The sequence below is a fragment of the Neorhizobium sp. T25_27 genome (genome assembly GCF_002968565.1).
In the GTDB taxonomy this organism is placed as follows: Bacteria; Pseudomonadota; Alphaproteobacteria; order Rhizobiales; family Rhizobiaceae; genus Neorhizobium; species Neorhizobium tomejilense.
This window is the reverse complement of record NZ_PVBJ01000002.1, coordinates 612,604-630,746: the sequence shown is the minus strand read 5'-3', so window position 1 is coordinate 630,746 and position 18,143 is coordinate 612,604. Positions and strand designations below refer to the sequence as shown.

Below are 18,143 nucleotides of genomic sequence, written 5' to 3'. Positions count from 1 at the left end.
AGCCCCATTCGCATGGTTTGCTGACGGTCGTCGTTCAACGGATAGGCCGTCAGTTACGGAGAGACGGAATTGAAAGCTGTAATTCTCGCCGGTGGGTTGGGAACCCGCATCTCTGAGGAGACGCATCTCAAGCCCAAGCCGATGATCGAAATCGGCGGACGGCCGATCCTCTGGCACATCATGAAGCTCTACTCCGCCCATGGCGTGAACGAGTTCATCATCTGCTGCGGATACAAGGGCTACGTCATCAAGGAGTATTTCGCGAACTACTTCCTGCACATGTCGGACGTCACCTTCGACATGGCCTATAACGAAAAGCAGGTTCATCGCCGCAGCGCGGAGCCTTGGAAAGTCACGCTGATCGATACCGGCGAAGCGACGATGACCGGTGGCCGCCTGAAGCGGGTTTCCGAATATCTGCGCAACGAGGAAAGCTTCTGCTTCACCTATGGCGACGGCTTGAGCGACGTGAACATCACCGAGCTCGTCAAGTTCCATCGTTCGCACGGCAGGAATGCGACGGTTACCGCGGTGCATCCGCCGGGCCGCTACGGCGCGCTCGAACGTTCCGGCAATCAGGTCACCGGTTTCGTGGAAAAGCCGCGCGGCGACGGCGGGATGATCAATGGCGGTTTCTTCGTGCTTTCGCCGAAATGCATCGATCTCATCGAGGGCGACAACATTCCGTGGGAGTCTGCGCCAATGGCGAACCTTGCCACGATGGGCGAATTGATGGCCTACGAGCATGAAGGTTTCTGGCAGCCGATGGACACGCTGCGGGAAAAGAACCTTCTCGAAGACCTCTGGGCCTCCGGAAAAGCGCCATGGAAAATCTGGCCGTGACCGGCGGGGCTCGTCCGGACCGCGGTTTCTGGGCGGGTAAACGCGTTGTTCTGACAGGGCATACCGGTTTCAAGGGAGCGTGGCTTTCGATCTGGCTCGGACGCCTCGGCGCCGAGGTCACCGGCATTGCCCTGCCGCCCGAAACCCAACCCAGCCTCTTTGCGCTCGCGCGGCCTGATCTCAAGGAAAGCCATTTCCAGGATATCCGCGATGCGGCCAAGCTTGCCGAACTGGTGCGCTCCGCCTCGCCCGAGATCGTGATGCATCTCGGCGCCCAGGCCCTGGTGCGCCCGAGCTACCAGGATCCGCTCGGCACCTTTGCGACCAACGTGCTCGGAACGGCCAACCTGCTCGAGGCGGTCCGTTCGGTTCCGTCGGCGCGCGTGATCGTCGCGATCACCACCGACAAGGTCTACCGCAACCTCGAACATGCCTTCCCTTACCGGGAGACGGACCATCTCGGCGGGCATGATCCCTACAGCGCCAGCAAGGCGGCGTCCGAGATCGTCATTGCGAGCTATCGCGATTCGTTTCTGCGCGAAAAAGGCGTGGCGGTCGCCAGCGCCCGGGCCGGCAATGTGATCGGCGGCGGCGACTGGTCGGCCGACCGTCTGCTGCCGGACGCGGTCCGCGCCTGGCAGTCCGGTAATACCCTCAGTGTCCGGCGGCCGGAGGCAAAGCGCCCCTGGCAGCACGTGCTCGAACCGCTCTCGGCCTATCTCGTACTTGCCGAACGGCTGTGGAGCGATCCCGCGATTGGCGATGCCTTCAATTTCGGCCCGATCAGTCACGAGGCCGCGCCGGTGCGCCAGGTGATCGAGATCGCCCGCACATCCTTCGGCCGCGGCGAAGTGCAATATGGCGACGGCAGCGAAGGACCGCACGAAGCGGGCTGGCTTGCCTTGGAAACGGCCAAGGCGCGACATATGCTCGACATCGAACCGCGCTGGTCGCTGGCGGAGGCTGTCGACCGGACGATGAAATGGTATCGTGCACAGAATGACGGCGCCGACGCACGCGCCCTCTGCGAAGCCGAGATCGCCGAATACGAGGCACGCCGTTGAGCCGCTTCACCGTCACCGATCTGCCGCTTGCCGGCCTGAAGCTCGTTGAACGCCAGAACCTCGGTGATTCGCGCGGCTTCCTGTCACGCATGTTCTGCGCCGACGAGCTGGCGCCGGCAGGCTGGGCAAAGCCGATCGCCCAGATCAACCTGACGATGACGGCGCGCCAGGGCACGGTGCGCGGCATGCATTTTCAGCATCCGCCGCATGCGGAGATGAAACTGGTCAATTGCCTGCGCGGCGCGGTCTTGGATGTCGCGGTGGATCTCAGATCCGGTTCCCCGACCTTCCTGAGGTGGCATGCCCAGGAGCTTTCCGCGGAGAACCGCCGCTCGCTGCTGATCCCGGAAGGGTTCGCGCATGGCTTCCAGGCGCTGACCGACGACTGCGAACTCCTCTATTTCCATTCGATGCCCTACGCATCCGGTTCGGAAGGTGCGCTGAACGCGCAGGATCCGGTTCTCGACATAAGCTGGCCGCTGGAGATCACCGAAATGTCGGATCGGGATCGCGGTCATTCCTTCCTGACATCACAATTCACGGGACTGACGCCATGAACTGCCGCCACTGCGGTACCGCACTCCGCTGCGATTTCCTGGACCTCGGCTTCGCGCCGCCGTCCAATGCGTATCTGACGGCCGAGGACCTCTCCAGGCCGGAAGTCTATTTTCCCTTGAGGCTGCAGGTCTGCGAGGAATGCTGGCTGGTTCAGACCGAGGACTATGCCTCGGCCGAATCGCTCTTCAGTGCCGAATATGCGTATTTCTCCAGCGCATCGACGAGCTGGCTCGCCCATGCAGCCCGTTATGTCGAGATGATCACCTCTCGTCTCGGTCTCGGCCGGAACAGCATGGTCATCGAGGTCGCATCAAACGACGGTTATCTTCTCAAAAACTTCGTCAAGGCCGGCATACCCTGCCTCGGCGTGGAGCCGACGGCGAGCACTGCCGAAGCTGCCGAGGCGCTCGGCATTCCGGTTCGCCGGGAGTTCTTTGGGGAGGCGCTGGGCAAACAATTGGCCGGCGAAGGCAAGGCTGCCGATCTCATCCTCGGCAACAATGTTTATGCCCATGTGCCCGATATCAACGATTTCACGCGCGGCCTGAAGGCGGTGCTGAAGGCCGGCGGCTCGGTGACGCTCGAATTTCCGCATGTGATGCGGCTCATCGAACACAACCAGTTCGATACGGTCTATCACGAGCACTTCTCCTATCTCTCCCTCTTCACGGTCGGGAAAATCTTCGAAGCGGCGGGCCTGCGCGTCTTCGACGTCGAGGAATTGCCGACCCATGGCGGCAGTCTTCGCGTCTATGGTTGCCATCAAGGCGACGAGCGGCAGACGACCGAAGCCGTCACTGCGCTGCTCGGGGAAGAACAGCGCCGCGGCCTTCAGACGCCGGCGATCTATGCCGACTTCCAGGCCAAGGCCGAAAAGGTCAAGAACGATGCCCTGGCCTTCCTGCTGGACGCAAAGCGCGAGGGCAAGACGGTGGCGGCCTATGGCGCCGCGGCCAAGGGCAACACGCTTCTGAATTTTGCCGGCGTCAAGCCGGACCTGCTGCCCTATGTCTGCGATGCCGCAGCCGCCAAGCAGAACAAGTTCATGCCGGGCAGCCATATCCCGATCCTGCATCCTGACGAGATCGTCGCGCGCCGGCCGGACTATGTGATGATCCTGCCCTGGAACATCGCGACCGAAGTCCGCCAGCAGCTGGCTTCACTTGCCGATCAGGGCACCAGGTTCGTAACCGCCGTGCCGGAATTGAAGATCATATGACGCCACTCGTGCTGCTCACCGGGGGAACAGGTTTTGTCGGCCGGCAGGTGTTGCGGGCGCTGACCGAATCCGGTGCGCGCGTCCGGGTGGTTCTACGCGAAAGATCGGCGGAAAGCCGGCTTGGCGATCTCTCCGCCGTCGAGAGCATCGTGCGGACGCCGGACCTATTCCGCGAATCAGTCGAGTGGTGGGCGAAGGCCCTCGAAGGGGTCGATACGGTCGCCCATGTCGCCTGGTATGCCGAACCCGGCAAATATCTGCAGTCGCCGGAAAATATCGTCTGCCTCGAAGGCACGTTGCGGATGGCGCAGGGCGCGGCGCTTGCCGGCGTCAAACGGTTCGTTGGCGTGGGCACGTGTTTCGAATACGACCTCTCGCTGGGCATGCTCGCCACCGACACGCCGCTGCGCCCGATCAGTCCTTATGCCGGCGCCAAGGCCGCTACGTTCCTGGCGCTGTCGCAGTGGCTGCCGCTGCACCAGATCAGCTTTGCCTGGTGCAGGCTTTTCTATCTGTTCGGCGAAGGCGAGGATGAGCGGCGGCTGTTTCCCTATCTTCGGACGCAGCTTGCCGCCGGCAAACCGGTGGATTTGACCAGCGGCAACCAGATTCGCGACTTCCTGGACGTTCGGGAAGCAGGAAGGCAGATCGCCGATATCGGACTTGGCGACAAAACGGGAGCCACCAATATCTGCTCCGGAATTCCGGTCACGGTGCGGCAGATAGCCGAGCGGTTGGCCGACGAGTATGGTCGCCGCGATCTCCTGCGATTCGACGTCCGTCCCGACAATCTGGTGGATCCTCCCTGCGTTGTGGGATTAACGAGGTGATGACATGACGACGAAAGATACCCTGCTGCTTTACGAACAGCCGCAGTTGCCGACCTTCCAGAACCGCGTTTATCCCACGGCGGCGGAAGCCAAAGGCTGCGCCAAGGGCGATATCCGCCTGGTGCAGGACATGAAGACGGGCCTCGTCTACAACGATGCGTTCGACCCGAAGCTCATGGACTACGACGGCAATTACAATAACGAACAGGGTGTCAGCCGGCACTTCCACCAGCATCTGGAAATGGTGGCTGGCATCGTCGAGCGGACGATGGGCCGTGAGAACCTGGTCGAGGTCGGCTGCGGCAAGGGCCTCTTCCTCGAAATGCTGCTTGAAAAAGGTTTCGACCTCACCGGGTTCGACCCCACCTACGAGGGCACGAACCCGCGCGTGAAGCGGCATTATTTCGAGGCCGGCGTCGATGTCCAAGGCGAGGGGCTGATCCTTCGCCACGTGCTGGAGCATATCCAGGACCCGTATGATTTCCTCGTCGAGCTCTGCAAGGCGAACGGCGGCAAGGGCCGCATCTATATCGAGGTGCCCTGCTTCGACTGGATCATGGAACATCGCGCCTGGTTCGACGTGTTCTACGAGCACGTCAATTATTTCCGCCTGTCCGATTTCCATCGGATCTTCGGCAATGTCATCGAAAGCGGTCGGGTTTTCGGCGGACAGTACCTCTATGTGGTGGCCGAGCTGGACTCGTTGCGGCCGCCGGTGCGTGAAGAAACCGATCGCGTCGCGTTTCCCGCCGACTTCGCCCGTACGCTGGGCGACCGAATTGCCGCGGGCGACAGTTCGGCGATCTGGGGCGGCGCGTCGAAGGGGGTGACTTTCTCGCTGCTGAAATCCCGCCAGGGGCAGCCGGTCGACATGGTCATCGACATCAATCCCGCCAAGCAGGGAAAATTCCTGCCGGCAACCGGCCTGATGGTGCAATCGCCGGAGCACGCACTGGCGAAACTTCCCCACGGCTCGACCATTTACGTCATGAACTCCAATTATCTCGAGGAAATTCGAATGCTGTCTCACAACGCTTACATCTATGTGGGGATCGACAATGAGTGATTTCACCAAGGAAGTTGAAGCCCGCGTCGCGGCCGTCCCGGGAAACAAGGAGCTGAACGACAGCGCCGCGCAGTTCATGCGCACGTCGATCGCCTCGCAATATTCCTACAACTATTTCTGGCTCGGCCGACCCATCATCCAGTATCCGCAGGACATGGTCGCCATGCAGGAGCTGATCTGGACGGTAAAGCCCGACCTGATCATCGAAACCGGCATCGCCCATGGCGGCTCCCTCATCCTCAGCGCCTCGATGCTGGCCTTGCTGGAACTGTCGGAGGCCGCGGAAAAGGGCGAGGTCGTCGATCCGGCCAAGCCCAAGCGCAAGGTTCTCGGCATCGACATCGACATCCGCCCCCATAACAAGCAGGCGATCGAGGCTCACCCGATGGCGTCGCGGATCGAAATGATCCAGGGCTCCAGCATCGCGCCCGAGATCATGGACCAGGTCCGCAAGGTCGCTGCCGGTTATTCGCGTATCCTGATCAGCCTCGACAGCAACCACACGCACGAGCACGTTCTCGAGGAACTCAAGCTCTATGCCCCGCTCACCAGCGTCGGCAGCTATTGCGTCGTCTTCGACACCGTCGTCGAGGATCTGCCGAAGGAACTGGCCGGCGACCGTCCCTGGGGACCGGGCGACAATCCGAAAACGGCCGTCTTCGAATATCTGAAGACCCATCCGGAATTCGAGATCGACAAGTCGGTCGAGAACAAGCTGCTGATCACCGTCGCTCCGGACGGCTTCCTGAAGCGCCTGCGCTGAACGAACAGACCCTCCTTCCGGCAAAACCGGAAGGAGGGTTCCAACTGGACAGAGATCCAAGCAAACAAAAAAAGCGGCCATTTGGGCCGCTTTTTTCGTGGTTGTCTTTGAACCCCGCCTCTATTCGATCACGAAGGAGCGGAACATCACCTTGGCGACCTTGCCCTGCGAGCGAAGATCGACACGTTCCTTGATATCGTCCTTGAGATACTGGAAGCCGCGCGGACCCTCGATCTGCTGCAGCGAAACGGTGCGCATGTAGGCGAGAATATCCTGGTGGATATTTTCCGCGAGTGCCAGTTCCGGCGGCCCCGTGAACGCAAGTGCGACTTCGAGCCGGATCCAGTTTTCGGACGGATAGGCGAGATTGGTGGTGATCGGCTCGAGGAGAACGACGCCGTTGGCCGCGGTGGAAATATGGGGAAGCCCCTCTTCCTTCTCGCCGGCCTTGCCGTGTTCGCCGCCGGCTGCCGCCGTCTCGTGCTTCTGCGCCGCGTTCGGATCCTTCGGCGCGATCATGCCGCCGACGACCCAGCCGCCACCGGCGCCGATCACGGTCAGGATCGCGACGCCCGCGACGACCATGATGGTGCCGTTCTTCTTTTTCTTAGCGTCGGCCGCCTGTGCTTCATCCGCCATGGTCTTCAAACCTTCACATCAAGAGACCTTCGCCCAGGTCCATCAGAAGGGCGAGAACATATCGACGACCTGCTGACCGACCGGCGGCTGCTGGACTTCCGTCAGGCGGCCACGGCCACCGTAGGAGATGCGGGCCTCGGCGATCTTGTCATAGGAGATCATATTGGTGGAATCGACATCCTGCGGCCGGACGATACCGGCAACGTTCAGAATGCGGATTTCGTGGTTGACGCGTACTTCCTGCGAGCCGCTGATCAGAAGATTGCCGTTTTCGAGAATGCCGGTCACGACGGCAGCCACGAGCAGCTTCAGGCTTTCGGCACGCTTGGTCGTTCCCTTGCCCTGCGAATCCGTACTCGAATCGGTACCGAGATCGCCGGTCGTGCCCGCCTTCGGAGTCCAGCCGAACAGGTTGCTGAGGTTGGCACCCCAGGTCAGGCTGGTCGAATTCGTGCGGTTGCGTTCCGTCTCGTTGTCGAACGACGCCTTGTCGTTGATCTTGATATCGACCGTCAGGATGTCGCCTACATTCAAAGCGCGCGAATCCTTGAAAAGCGCGGCCTGATTGTCGCTCCAGAGCGAATAGCCGCTGGCCATCTGCCGCGGCTGCTTCGGATAGGACGACATCTGCGGCGCCTGCGCATATTGCAGGCCGCTGCCGATCGGGCTCATGGCCGGCGCATTGCCGATCTCCTTGATCGTCTGGCTCGAACAACCAGCCAGGAACAGAACGGCCATGATGGCGGGAATGCGTTTCGTCATGAGGGCACTTTCGGAACATTGGGAGCGCGTGCTTTCGACGTATTGGGGTCGGAAGCGCTTGAGATGATCGTGGAGATCATGCCGGCCTTCTGCGGGTCCATTTCCGCGAGGAAAAGGGCCGACTGGCGGGCCGGAAGCTGCATGATGATCGCGGCTGCGACCTCCATGTTCATTTCTCCGAGCTGCGGTGCTGCCGCATCCGGTTTCATGGTCTTGAAGATATCGACCAGGCCGGCCTGCGCGCGCGCCAGGAAGTCGTTGCGGCGCTTCAGCCAGTCCTGATATTCGGCGGTACGATCCTGGAGGGCCTTGATGCGGTCGTCGACCTCGGCCTGCAGCTTCTCAAGCTCCTGCTTCTGCAGGAGGTAACGCTGGTCCCGCGCGGCATCGGCGATATTGGTGCAGAATTTCTGGATCTCGTCGCTGGTCGACGCTTCGGTGACCGGCCCCGGCTGCTGTGCTCCGACCTGGGAAACCAGCATCAGGACAGCGGCAGCGGCGAGGACGCGGCGCGCCAGCGTCTTGGATACGGAAATGGTGAATAGCGTCTCGGTCATTGCAGGACGAGCTCCGCTTGAAGGGCGCCGGCGGACTTGATGCCTTGCAGGATGGCTATGATGCCGTCCGGCTTGACGCCGATGCTGTTGAGACCGGCGACCAAGGTCCGCAGATCCGGACCGTTGAGGAGCGCGACCTGGCCGCCGTCCTTCATCGCCATGATATCCGTCTGGGGCTGAACCGCCGTCTCGCCACGCGAGAAAGGTTCGGGCTGAATCACCTGCGGGGTCTCCGTGACCTGCACCGTCAGTGTCCCGTAGCTCACGGCAACGCGCGAAATCTTCACATCCGCGCCGATGACGATCGTGCCGGTCCGTTCATTGACGACGACCTTGGCCGGCGTATCGGTTTCGACCACGAGGTTCTCGATCTCGGCCATCAGCCGCGTCAGATCGGCGGACTTCGGCTTTTGAACGATCACTTCCTGGCTGTCGCGGGGTTCTGCGATCGGGCCGCCGTACCGGCGGGCCGCGAAGCTGTTGACGATGTCGGAGACGCGCACCGCGGTCGAGAAGTCCGGATTGCGGAGCTGCAGGACGAGGTTCACCGAGTCCTTGAACTTCGAGGGCAATTCACGCTCGACGATCGCGCCGTTCGGAACGCGGGCCGCCGTCGTCACGCCTTCGGTCAATGTGGCCGCCTGGCCCTGGGCCGAGAAGCCGGACACGACCAGCGCCCCCTGGGCCACGGCGTAAATCTGGCCGTCGGCGCCGGAAAGCGAGGTCATGACCAGCGTGCCGCCACGCAGAGAGGTCGCGTCGCCGAGCGAGCTGACCGTGACGTCGATGCGGCTGCCGGGGCTGGCAAAGGGAGGCAGGTTTGCCGTGACCATGACGGCCGCGACGTTCTTGGCGTTGGACTGACTGCCCTGGGTCGAAATGCCGAGGTTCTGCAGCATCGCCTTCATCGACTGGTCGGTGAAAGGAGACGAGCGCAGGCTGTCGCCCGAGCCCTGAAGACCGACGACAAGGCCGTAGCCGATCAGCTGGTTGTCGCGGCCGGCCTGCAGGGACGCGATGTCCTTGATACGGGCGGTGACGACATAGGGACCGTCGGCGGACGCCGGGGCGCCGCCCAGGAGGGAGCCGATCACGGCAAGCGTGAGGAAGAGACGGGTTCTCATTTCGCCATCACCTGGATCGTCCCATCGGCCATGACGGTACCGCTGACCGTGACACCCGAATCGATGTTGCGCACACGAATGACATCCCCGACAGCCGCGTTCTCGAGCGGTGCGCCGGATGCCGAAATCGTCATGGCGCCGATGGTGAAGATCAGGCGAACCGACTTTCCGCGAGTGACCGCGAAGGCTTCGCGAAGCGCCGAAACCGGAACGGTGCGGCCGGCCAACAGCGTGCGCTTTGCCACCATGCCCACGACCTCCTCGGTCCTCCGGGCATAGTCGCCGCCCAGATTCGGATTGGTGACCTGCACCTCCTCGACCCTGCCCTCGGTGATCTCTTCGCCGGGATAAATGGTCTGGACCGGCACCACGGCCGTCCCCATACCGGCGAGCACCGGCGAGCCGGTTGCGGCAAGAAGAGCTGTCAGGAGCCGCAAGCCAAGCCTGGCGCCAATCGCATTTTTCCGGCGAAACTTCATGTCTGCCCGTCTCCTGGTTATTATTTCAGGTTCTTGCTGACGATCGTAGCCATCTCATCGGCGGTGGTGATGACCTTGGAGTTCATTTCGTAGGCGCGCTGTGCGGAGATCAGATCGGTGATCTCCCGGACGGCGTCGACGTTCGAACTCTCCAGATAACCCTGCTTCAGATAACCGAAACCAGGATCCTCGGGGGCTGCCACGATCGGTTCGCCGGATGCGGCGGTCTGCGCAAACAGGTTGTCGCCGAGCGGCTGAAGGCCGGCCTCGTTGACGAAGTTTGCGGTGGTGAGCTGGCCGATCTCGGTGAAATCCGGGGAATTGCCGATGCGGACCATGACCTGACCCGTACGGGTGATCTTGGTTTCGCTGACGTCTGCCGGGAAAGTGATGTTCGGCACGACGGCATAACCGTCGATCGTGACCAGCTGGCCGTCGGCGTTCTTGTTGAAGGCGCCGGCGCGGCTGTAGAGCGTCTGGCCGTCCGGGGTCTGGATCTGATACCAGCCGCGGCCGACGATCGCCACGTCGAGATCGTTCTCGGTGTGGGTCAACTCACCCTGGGTGTGGATGTTGCGGACAGCCGAGGTCTGCACGCCGAGACCGATGTTCGCGCCTTCCGGCACGATCGCCTGGTTGGCGCGGTTCGGCACGCCCTGGGCGCGCTCGCTTTGATAGAGAAGATCGGAAAACTCGGCGCGGGCGCGCTTGTAACCGGTCGTGTTGATGTTCGCGATATTGTTCGCGATGACTTCGAGATTGGTCTGCTGGGCATCCATGCCCGTTGCTGCGACGGAAAGCGCTCTCATGTCTTCGTCCTCAAACTCTAGATCTGCATTTTCGTGACTTCGAGATAGGCGGAGACGATCTTGTCGCGCAGCGCCATGGCGGTCTGGAGCGACTGCTGCGCTTCAAGAACCGCGTCTACGACTTCACGGGTATTGGCCTTGCCCTGGATGGCCTTGAAGGACATCGATTCCGCACCCTTCAGGCTGTTCATCGTGTCCGTCGCCATGTTGGCCATGATGCTGCCGAAATCCATGCCGGTATTCTGGCCGGGCGTCGTCGCGATGCCGCCGGCGAGCGTGGAGCTGCTTGCGGAACCGACCTCGTCGAGGCCGTTGGTCAGCGAGAGAGAGCTAAGGTTTTGAATCTTGTCGATCATTGTCCGGCCTTCAGAAGGTCAATCGTCGCTGCGATCAGTTCGCGCGTCTGCTTGATGGTCTGGATGTTTGCGTCATAGGAACGATTGGCTTCGCGCATGTCACCCATCTCGATCAGCATGTTGACGTTGGGCATCTTGACCATGCCCTTGGCATCGGCGGCCGGGTGGTCCGGATCATATTCCTCGATGAACTTGGAGCTGTCGTTGCCGAGCTTCTTGATCTCGACCACGTCCACGCCGCTTGCCTTGTCCAACTCCGAGCCGAAGGTGATCGTCTTGCGGCGGTAGGGGTCGGCACCGGGCGTGTCGCCGGTGGAGCGGGCGTTGGCGATGTTTTCGGAAACGATGCGCAGACGTGTCGACTGCGCCTCCATTCCCGATCCAGCGATCTTCAGGGAGGCTGAAAGCGGATCCATTTGCTTACCTCTTAACTAACGTCAGCATCATGCTGTGAAACGATTTCACTAGTCCTGTGCTCAATTCGTATTGGCGTTTGATTTCACCCGTCTTCGTCAGCTCATCGGCCAGCGAGACGGTATTTCCGGATTCCTGGACGCCGATTTCCTCGTTCAGCTCCGATGCCTTGATGTCGATCTCATCGCTGAGGTCGTTGCTGGCGAAATGGCCCGGATTGGTGCGGGCCATCGGAACATGCGTGCGGTCCAACACCGAATCAAAAGGCGTGATGTCCTTCGCCTTGAACTTCGGCGTGTTGGCATTCGCGATGTTGCCCGCAACGACTTCCTGGCGCACCGAAAGCCAATCGGCCTGACGGGATGCCATTTCGAACAATTGAATCGGTTGCATAGGCTTGTCTCCATCTTCTGTCCGGAAACTATGCCAGTAACCTTGCGTCGGACTTACGGGCGAGCACTCCCGCCCGTGTCCTGATAAACTTCTCCGCTGGAAGTAATGATCACCCACTTGCCGCCGCGTTGTTCGAGCGTGGCGAGCTTGCTGTTGTCGGGCAGAACCGAGCCGACCCGGACCATGTACATGCCGGAGCCGTCCTCGATGAGCGCGCGGCCGTTGGCGACGTGAAGCAGCCGGAAATTGCCCCGGCCCGGAAAGGGCTGCTCTTCCTGCAGATTGCCGTCCTTGCGCGTTTCGCCGAGGGACGACGTGGTGGCCGTGGTCAACGCGTCCATTGGCTCGACAGGCTTTGGCCAATCGTCCTTGGTACTGTCGGTCATGGCGAGAGGCGACACGGTGACGACCGCGCGTGCGGCCCCCGGGGGCAGATCGCGCGTGCGGCCGAGCGCTTCCGTGCGAATGCCGAACTTGTCGGCATTCAGGAAGACGTACCAGGGAAAGAAGGCGGAGGCTGCGGCGAGCGTGATGCCCGTCGCGACCAGGATCTTGTCGCCCAATCGCGAGCGAGCCTCTTCCGATTGAGCTGCCGCTTCCTGGTTGTTCTTTTCGCTCATCGAATAATCACCTTCTGGCTATGGCCGACTGCGGATTGCCCTGCCCTGCCGCCGCACGCAGCGCATTGGCCAGATCCGCGTAAGCGTCGAGCGCCGGCTTTTCTCCCGGCGTCTGCTTCAAGACTTCATAGATGACCGGCACCTGCTTGATCGCCATGTCGAGATCCGGATCGCTGCCGGCGCGATAACCGCCGATCAGGCGCAGGTCGCGGGTTTCCTCATAGCGGTGCACCAGCGATTTCAGGCGCGACACCAGCTTTTCCTGATCCTCGGTCCAGGCCTTGCGGGCAAGACGCGAGATCGAGGAGAGCGGGTTGATCGGCGGGTAACGGCCCTCATCGGCAAGCGAACGCTCGAGAACGATGTGACCGTCGAGAATGCCGCGGGTCGAGTCGGCGATCGGGTCGTTGTGATTGTCGCCATCGACGAGGATCGAGATGATCGCGGTGATCGTACCTGTACCCTCGACGCCCGGGCCGGCGCGTTCAAGCAGGCGTGGCAGCTCGGTGAAGACAGACGCCGGATAACCGCGGGCGATCGGCGGTTCGCCGGCCGCAACGGCGACTTCGCGGATCGCGTGGGCAAAACGGGTGACGCTGTCGGCGATGAACAGGACGTTGTCGCCCTGATCGCGGAAATGTTCGGCGATGGTGATCGCCACCAGCGGCGCCATCTTGCGCAGCATCGGGCTTTCGTCGCTGGTCGCGACGACGGCGATCGATTTCGACATGTGCTCGCCGAGCGTATCCTCGATGAATTCGCGCACTTCGCGGCCGCGCTCGCCGACCAGCGCGATCACCACCTTGTCGAAGGAGTCGGCTCTGGCGAGCATCGAGAGAAGCGTCGACTTGCCGACGCCCGAGCCAGCGAAAATGCCGAGACGCTGGCCAAGGCAGAGCGGCGAGAAGATGTCGATTGCCCGGACCCCGGTCCTGAAACCCTTTTCGACGCGGCTGCGCGTCATCGAAGGCGGTGCGGTATTGGCGATCGAACGTGGATGAAGACCGCGCCCGACCGGACCCTTGCCGTCGATCGGTTCTCCGAGCGAATTGATCGTGCGTCCACACCAGCTATCGTCCGGCGCGACACGGAAGGCGCCCTTGCGGATCACCGTATCGCCGATGCCGATCGGCTCGCCGGGTTCGATGGGGCAGACGTAGATAATGTCCGGCTCCACGCGAACCACTTCGCCGAGATGGATGCCGGTCGCGCTGCGATGGGCGACGAACTCGCCAAGCCGCACGTGTTTCGACAAGCCCGCGACGGTATAATGTCCTGCAGCGATGGTCCTGACATGACCACCGTGGGCGACCGAGAAGGCCGGGTCGGAATAACGTGCCGAAAGGCCGGCAAGCTGGGCCAGCTTGCCGCCGTTGACTGCATCGAGGATAGCCGCTTCCATCATGGTGGGCCCTCTTTCCTATCGTTTAAGCGTTGGAGCCGCCGAGTGTCTTGATCGCATCGTCCAGCGAGGTCTCGCTGTCGCGCATCAGCGACGAGATGCTTTCAAAAGCGCGATTGACCTGGATCAGCTGGGTCATTTCGCGGATGCCGTTGACGTTCGCCCCTTCGAGGTAACCCTGGACGACGGAGTTATCGATGCCCTCGAGCACCGGCTGCGGGGTATCGACGGTGATGACGCCGGAGTTGTCGTGGCGGACGAAGCCCTTCGTGACGTCAGCCGTGAACAGACCGAGGCTGGCGACCGGCTGTTCGTTCTGCCGGATGATGCCGTCGGAGCCGACAGTCGGAGGGCCTCCGTCGCGGTTGAGCTGGATCGGCGCACCACCGGCATCGAGAACCGCATAACCGCGGATCGAACGGAGCTGGCCGAGCTCATCCATCGTGAAACGGCCGTCGCGGGTCAGCACCTGGCCGCCCGGCGTATCGATCGCAAACCAGGCATTGCCCTTGATCGCGAAATCGAGCGGGTTGCCCGTGCGCTGCATTTCGCCGGTCCGGGTCGACAGATAGTCGTTGCCCTGGGTGACGAACGCGACCTTTGCACCGATATCGTTCTGTGTCTTGCTCAAGACCTCGTCGAACTTGACCTCCGTGGAACGGAAGCCGACGGTGTTCATGTTGGCCATATTGTCGGCGATCGTGTTCAAGCGACGCTCGAGCGCGATCTGGGAAGAGATGCCGACGTAAAGTCCGGACTGCATATCATTTGCCTCCGAGTTTCAGGTTATTGATCGAGATCAGAAGATCCGTGGAAATTCCGCTCGAGGATGGGGAATTGAAGACGGCGAGCGGATCGTAGCTCTCGGTGGGATTGCTGATCTCCCACATCGCCGTGAACCTCTCGAGAAATTTGTTGACCTTGGCCGGGTCCTGGAAATCCGCGATCTTGACCGTGTCTTCGATGTATTTGGCCTGGCGGTCGAGGTCGGCGCCGATCATCTCAGCCGACATGCCAAGCGCGGTGCGCATGACTTCCGAAAGCGCATCGTCGGCAAGAACTTCCATGCCGGATTTGATCGTTGGGGCGGTGCGCTCAAAATAGAGCGCCAGCCGGACGCCCATGTTGTCGACGCCCGCATCCTCTTCCAGCGTCTGGCGCTGGAACTTGTCGACGACGCCCTTCTGGGCCCTGTCGAAGGAGGTGGCGGTGGTGCCGAAGGCGGCAAAATTCAGGGATTCGGCGAGCTGCGAATAGCGACTGTCGGAGAGCTGGTTGGCAAAATCTGCCTTGTTGTCGGTGCCCTCCGTCAGGACCTTGCGGATGAAGGCCTTGGCATAAGCCATGTCCTCGAGACCGTGAGCCTTCAGCGCGTAATTATAGATGCGCGTATCGGCCATGAAGTCGTCGATGGTTTTGATGCTGCCGATCTTGGAGAGGTAATATTCGCTCTCGCGCGCAACTTCCGGCTTTTCGGCGACGCGTTCCAGCGACTTCGACATGTCGCGGCTGATCATTGCGTAGCTGGTATAGGTCGTGATCACGATAGCTCTACCTAAGTCCGCGGAAGCGGCGGACGTCGCTGCGGAGCGGGCAATCCGGTCCGATCGTCGGCAGAACTAGGCTCGAAGACTTGTGCGAAGCTGTTCCGGACCTGCTTTCGTTGACGTCTCCACAGCCAGCCTCACGCAAGCCAGACGCCTTATCCCCAAGACAAACGAAAACGATCGGGCACAGGTACGCGATGAATATTATTATCGGCTTTGTCATCACCGTTGGCTGTATTCTCGGTGGCTTCATGGCCATGGGTGGCCACATCGACGTCCTCATCCAGCCCTATGAGCTTCTGATCATCGGCGGCGCCGGTCTCGGCGGCTTCATCATGGCCAACCCGATGAAGGTCGTGAAGGATAGCGGCAAGGCGCTCGGAGAGGCCTTCAAGAACACCGTACCGAAAGAGCGGAACTATCTGGACGTTCTCGGCGTGCTTTATTCGCTGATGCGCGACCTCAGAACCAAGTCGCGCAACGAAATCGAGGCGCATATCGACAATCCGGAGGAATCGCCGATCTTCCAGACCGCTCCGACGGTCCTGAAGAACAAGGAACTGACCGCCTTCATCTGCGACTACGTGCGCCTGATCATCATCGGCAATGCCCGCTCCCACGAGATCGAGGCGCTGATGGATGAAGAAATCAACACCATGTTCTCCGACAAGATGAAGCCCTATCACGCGATCACCGCGATGGGTGACTCGTTCCCGGCCATCGGTATCGTCGCCGCCGTTCTTGGGGTTATCAAGGCGATGAGCAAGATCAACGAGTCGCCGGAAGTTCTCGGCGGCCTCATCGGTGCGGCTCTCGTCGGCACCATGCTCGGCATCTTCCTGTCCTATTCGGTCTGCAACCCGCTGACCTCCCAGATCAAGATCGTCCGCACCAAGCAGCATCGCCTGTACATCATCGTCAAGCAGACCCTGCTTGCCTACATGAACGGCTCCGTGCCGCAGGTCGCGCTCGAATACGGACGTAAGACGATTTCCAACAAAGAACGGCCCTCGATCGACTCGGTCGAGCAGGAAATGATGAATCCTGGTGGAGAAAAGGCGGCATGATGACGTCGAACCAAGCAAACCAATCACCGGCGTCGGGCATGGACCTGGCGCTCCTGGCAAAACTGACCGGAGGCCTCGGCGACAAGAAGACCGTCGAGAAGATCAGCAGCGAATTCGCGCAGCTCTATGCAGAATTCCTGCCGGACGTCTTTCACAGCGAAACCGGCATCCGGATCGGCGTCTCCTACGTGAGCTGCACGTCCGGCTTGATGACCGATCTCATCGCCGATCTCGGCGATGGGTTTGCCCTTTCCGACGGATCCCTGCGCAACTGGTCGCCGAACTTCGTGCTCGGCTGCGGCAACGGTTTCGTGATTGCGCTCATGGAACTGATGCTGGGCTCGGCGCTCGAGACCATCGTACAGCCGATCGAACGTCCCCTCTCCGATATCGAACTCGACCTCGCCGTGGTGGTCTTCGAGCGGATCGCCAATGTGCTGCGCTCCGGGGTCAACGCCCAGGGGAGCTTCGAAGCGGCCCTTGAACGGCCTCACAACGCCGAAGACCGCCCAAAGCCGGACGATCTGGCACGCCCGGAATTCGGCGTCTCGATCCGCATGGCGTTCGAGCTCGGTTCGGTCACCTCCGAATTCGCTCTCGTCATCCCTCAGCGTGCCTTCCTGAAGACCAAGGTCACCGCGCCGAAGGCCAAGGCTCAGGCTTCCAAGGCCAAGCAGGAATGGACGGACCGCATGAACGACCAGGTCCGCCGCTCGCATGTCACCCTCGAAGCCCGTATCCGCCTGCAGAAGCTGACGCTCGGTACGATTTCGCGGCTCGCCGCCGGCGACGTGATCGCTTTCCAGGACAAGCGCGATGTCCAGGTTCAGGTCAGTGCAAACGGCCGGGATATGTATTCGTGCGAATTCGGGCGGTCCGGCGAGCGGTATACAGTCCGCGTAAAGGATAACATCAGCACGGACGACGAGATTCTCCAACACCTGATAGGCTAGACCCGCGGCCAGCCTGTTGCCGGCTTTTTCGCCAAGGCAGGCTGACGCAAGTTTCAACAGGAATAATCACCGCATGGCTACGAAGAAGACACCTCTCACTGACGACGACTCGCTGATGCCGCTCGGCAATGATGCCGATCTGGATCAGGCCATCGACGATTTGCGCGGCGTCTTGAAGACGGATGCCGATGGCGGCGCGCCTGATTTCGATGCCGATTTCGGCTCGTCAGCAACCTCCGATTTTTCGGCCGACGCCCCGTCCTTCGGCGGCGGCTTCGAAGCACAGGCTGATACATTCGGCAGTGGCTTCGGTGGCGGTGCCTCGGATTTTGGCGGCGCGAAAAGCTTCGGCGGCAACGATTTCGGCAGCTCGACATCCAGCAGCGCTGCCTACCAGGAACCGGGCAGCGCGCTCAACGCCAATCTCGACCTGATCATGGATATCCCGATCGACGTCGAGATCGTGCTCGGTACGAGCCGCATGCAGGTATCGGGCCTGATGACCCTCGAAGAGGGTGCGACGATCGCACTCGACAAGAAGATCGGCGAGCCGGTTGAAATCGTGGTCAACGGACGCCGCATCGGCAAGGGTGAAATCACCGTGCTGGAAAATGATGACACGCGTTTCGGTGTGCGACTGACGGAAGTACTGAGCACGAGAAGAACCTGATCCCTGTT

At 61.3% G+C, this 18,143-nt stretch carries 23 protein-coding genes; 10 read left to right on the top strand and 13 right to left on the bottom strand.

The window, feature by feature from the left end:
* Positions 1-69 precede the first annotated feature (69 nt).
* The 7 genes from rfbF to C5J24_RS09925 are packed head-to-tail and all read left to right on the top strand — an operon-like array spanning position 70 to position 6,343.
* Complete coding sequence (rfbF, locus tag C5J24_RS09955; RefSeq protein WP_037087070.1) at positions 70-843, top strand: glucose-1-phosphate cytidylyltransferase; 774 nt, start codon at positions 70-72, stop codon at positions 841-843.
* Positions 825-1,907: a CDP-glucose 4,6-dehydratase gene (gene rfbG, locus C5J24_RS09950; protein WP_105417540.1), complete on the top strand. Its 1,083-nt coding sequence runs from the start codon at positions 825-827 to the stop codon at positions 1,905-1,907. Before rfbF ends, rfbG begins: the two co-directional genes overlap by 19 nt.
* Positions 1,904-2,464 carry a dTDP-4-dehydrorhamnose 3,5-epimerase family protein gene (locus tag C5J24_RS09945; RefSeq protein WP_105417538.1) on the top strand — a complete coding sequence of 187 codons (561 nt, stop codon included), beginning with the start codon at positions 1,904-1,906 and terminating at the stop codon, positions 2,462-2,464. The genes rfbG and C5J24_RS09945 overlap by 4 nt, the downstream gene beginning before the upstream one ends.
* A complete protein-coding gene (locus C5J24_RS09940) occupies positions 2,461-3,684 on the top strand; it encodes a class I SAM-dependent methyltransferase (RefSeq protein ID WP_105417536.1) in 1,224 nt (407 codons plus the stop codon). The genes C5J24_RS09945 and C5J24_RS09940 overlap by 4 nt, the downstream gene beginning before the upstream one ends.
* Positions 3,681-4,514 carry an NAD(P)-dependent oxidoreductase gene (locus C5J24_RS09935; RefSeq protein ID WP_105417534.1) on the top strand — a complete coding sequence of 278 codons (834 nt, stop codon included), beginning with the start codon at positions 3,681-3,683 and terminating at the stop codon, positions 4,512-4,514. The genes C5J24_RS09940 and C5J24_RS09935 overlap by 4 nt, the downstream gene beginning before the upstream one ends.
* Before the next feature lie 4 nt (positions 4,515-4,518).
* The gene (locus tag C5J24_RS09930; RefSeq protein ID WP_105417532.1) at positions 4,519-5,580 is read left to right on the top strand and encodes a class I SAM-dependent methyltransferase; all 1,062 of its coding nucleotides are present in this window, start codon (positions 4,519-4,521) and stop codon (positions 5,578-5,580) included.
* Positions 5,573-6,343, top strand: a complete 771-nt coding sequence (locus C5J24_RS09925) for a cephalosporin hydroxylase family protein (protein ID WP_046611719.1) — start codon at positions 5,573-5,575, stop codon at positions 6,341-6,343. Before C5J24_RS09930 ends, C5J24_RS09925 begins: the two co-directional genes overlap by 8 nt.
* Positions 6,344-6,463: 120 nt before the next feature.
* Here the strand turns inward: C5J24_RS09925 and C5J24_RS09920 are convergent, their stop codons facing one another.
* The 13 genes from C5J24_RS09920 to C5J24_RS09860 are packed head-to-tail and all read right to left on the bottom strand — an operon-like array spanning position 6,464 to position 15,442.
* Positions 6,464-6,982: a flagellar basal body-associated FliL family protein gene (locus tag C5J24_RS09920; RefSeq protein ID WP_105417530.1), complete on the bottom strand. Its 519-nt coding sequence runs from the start codon at positions 6,980-6,982 to the stop codon at positions 6,464-6,466.
* Between the two features lie 42 nt (positions 6,983-7,024).
* Positions 7,025-7,744: a flagellar basal body L-ring protein FlgH gene (gene flgH, locus C5J24_RS09915; protein ID WP_037087079.1), complete on the bottom strand. Its 720-nt coding sequence runs from the start codon at positions 7,742-7,744 to the stop codon at positions 7,025-7,027.
* The gene (locus C5J24_RS09910; RefSeq protein WP_105404081.1) at positions 7,741-8,301 is read right to left on the bottom strand and encodes a MotE family protein; all 561 of its coding nucleotides are present in this window, start codon (positions 8,299-8,301) and stop codon (positions 7,741-7,743) included. The genes flgH and C5J24_RS09910 overlap by 4 nt, the downstream gene beginning before the upstream one ends.
* Positions 8,298-9,425 (bottom strand): flagellar basal body P-ring protein FlgI, encoded by a 1,128-nt coding sequence (locus C5J24_RS09905; RefSeq protein WP_105404080.1) that lies wholly within the window; start codon positions 9,423-9,425, stop codon positions 8,298-8,300. The genes C5J24_RS09910 and C5J24_RS09905 overlap by 4 nt, the downstream gene beginning before the upstream one ends.
* On the bottom strand, positions 9,422-9,904 hold the full coding sequence (gene flgA, locus C5J24_RS09900) for a flagellar basal body P-ring formation chaperone FlgA (protein ID WP_105417528.1): 483 nt from the start codon (positions 9,902-9,904) through the stop codon (positions 9,422-9,424). The genes C5J24_RS09905 and flgA overlap by 4 nt, the downstream gene beginning before the upstream one ends.
* 20 nt (positions 9,905-9,924) lie before the next feature.
* Positions 9,925-10,713 (bottom strand): flagellar basal-body rod protein FlgG, encoded by a 789-nt coding sequence (gene flgG / locus C5J24_RS09895; protein WP_037087082.1) that lies wholly within the window; start codon positions 10,711-10,713, stop codon positions 9,925-9,927.
* A 17-nt stretch (positions 10,714-10,730) separates the two neighbouring features.
* Positions 10,731-11,069: a flagellar hook-basal body complex protein FliE gene (locus C5J24_RS09890; RefSeq protein WP_037087084.1), complete on the bottom strand. Its 339-nt coding sequence runs from the start codon at positions 11,067-11,069 to the stop codon at positions 10,731-10,733.
* Positions 11,066-11,485, bottom strand: a complete 420-nt coding sequence (gene flgC / locus C5J24_RS09885) for a flagellar basal body rod protein FlgC (protein WP_046664764.1) — start codon at positions 11,483-11,485, stop codon at positions 11,066-11,068. Before flgC ends, C5J24_RS09890 begins: the two co-directional genes overlap by 4 nt.
* A 4-nt stretch (positions 11,486-11,489) precedes the next feature.
* Entirely contained in the window at positions 11,490-11,876 is a 387-nt protein-coding gene (gene flgB, locus C5J24_RS09880; protein WP_105404079.1) for a flagellar basal body rod protein FlgB, read from the bottom strand.
* A 53-nt stretch (positions 11,877-11,929) separates the two neighbouring features.
* Positions 11,930-12,496, bottom strand: a complete 567-nt coding sequence (locus tag C5J24_RS09875; protein WP_105417526.1) for a flagellar protein — start codon at positions 12,494-12,496, stop codon at positions 11,930-11,932.
* Positions 12,497-12,503: 7 nt separating this feature from the next.
* A complete protein-coding gene (gene fliI, locus C5J24_RS09870) occupies positions 12,504-13,901 on the bottom strand; it encodes a flagellar protein export ATPase FliI (RefSeq protein ID WP_105417524.1) in 1,398 nt (465 codons plus the stop codon).
* Between the two features lie 22 nt (positions 13,902-13,923).
* Positions 13,924-14,661 (bottom strand): flagellar basal-body rod protein FlgF, encoded by a 738-nt coding sequence (flgF, locus tag C5J24_RS09865; protein ID WP_105404076.1) that lies wholly within the window; start codon positions 14,659-14,661, stop codon positions 13,924-13,926.
* Position 14,662: 1 nt separating this feature from the next.
* Entirely contained in the window at positions 14,663-15,442 is a 780-nt protein-coding gene (locus C5J24_RS09860; RefSeq protein WP_105404075.1) for a DUF1217 domain-containing protein, read from the bottom strand.
* A gap of 200 nt (positions 15,443-15,642) precedes the next feature.
* Between C5J24_RS09860 and motA the strand changes: the two genes are divergently transcribed.
* The 3 genes from motA (at position 15,643) to fliN (ending at position 18,135) form a co-directional block, all read left to right on the top strand.
* Entirely contained in the window at positions 15,643-16,512 is an 870-nt protein-coding gene (motA, locus tag C5J24_RS09855) for a flagellar motor stator protein MotA (protein ID WP_105404074.1), read from the top strand.
* Positions 16,512-17,465 (top strand): FliM/FliN family flagellar motor switch protein, encoded by a 954-nt coding sequence (locus C5J24_RS09850; RefSeq protein WP_172723912.1) that lies wholly within the window; start codon positions 16,512-16,514, stop codon positions 17,463-17,465. The genes motA and C5J24_RS09850 overlap by 1 nt, the downstream gene beginning before the upstream one ends.
* 73 nt (positions 17,466-17,538) lie before the next feature.
* Complete coding sequence (fliN, locus tag C5J24_RS09845) at positions 17,539-18,135, top strand: flagellar motor switch protein FliN (RefSeq protein WP_105417520.1); 597 nt, start codon at positions 17,539-17,541, stop codon at positions 18,133-18,135.
* The last annotated feature ends 8 nt before the right edge of the window (positions 18,136-18,143 follow it).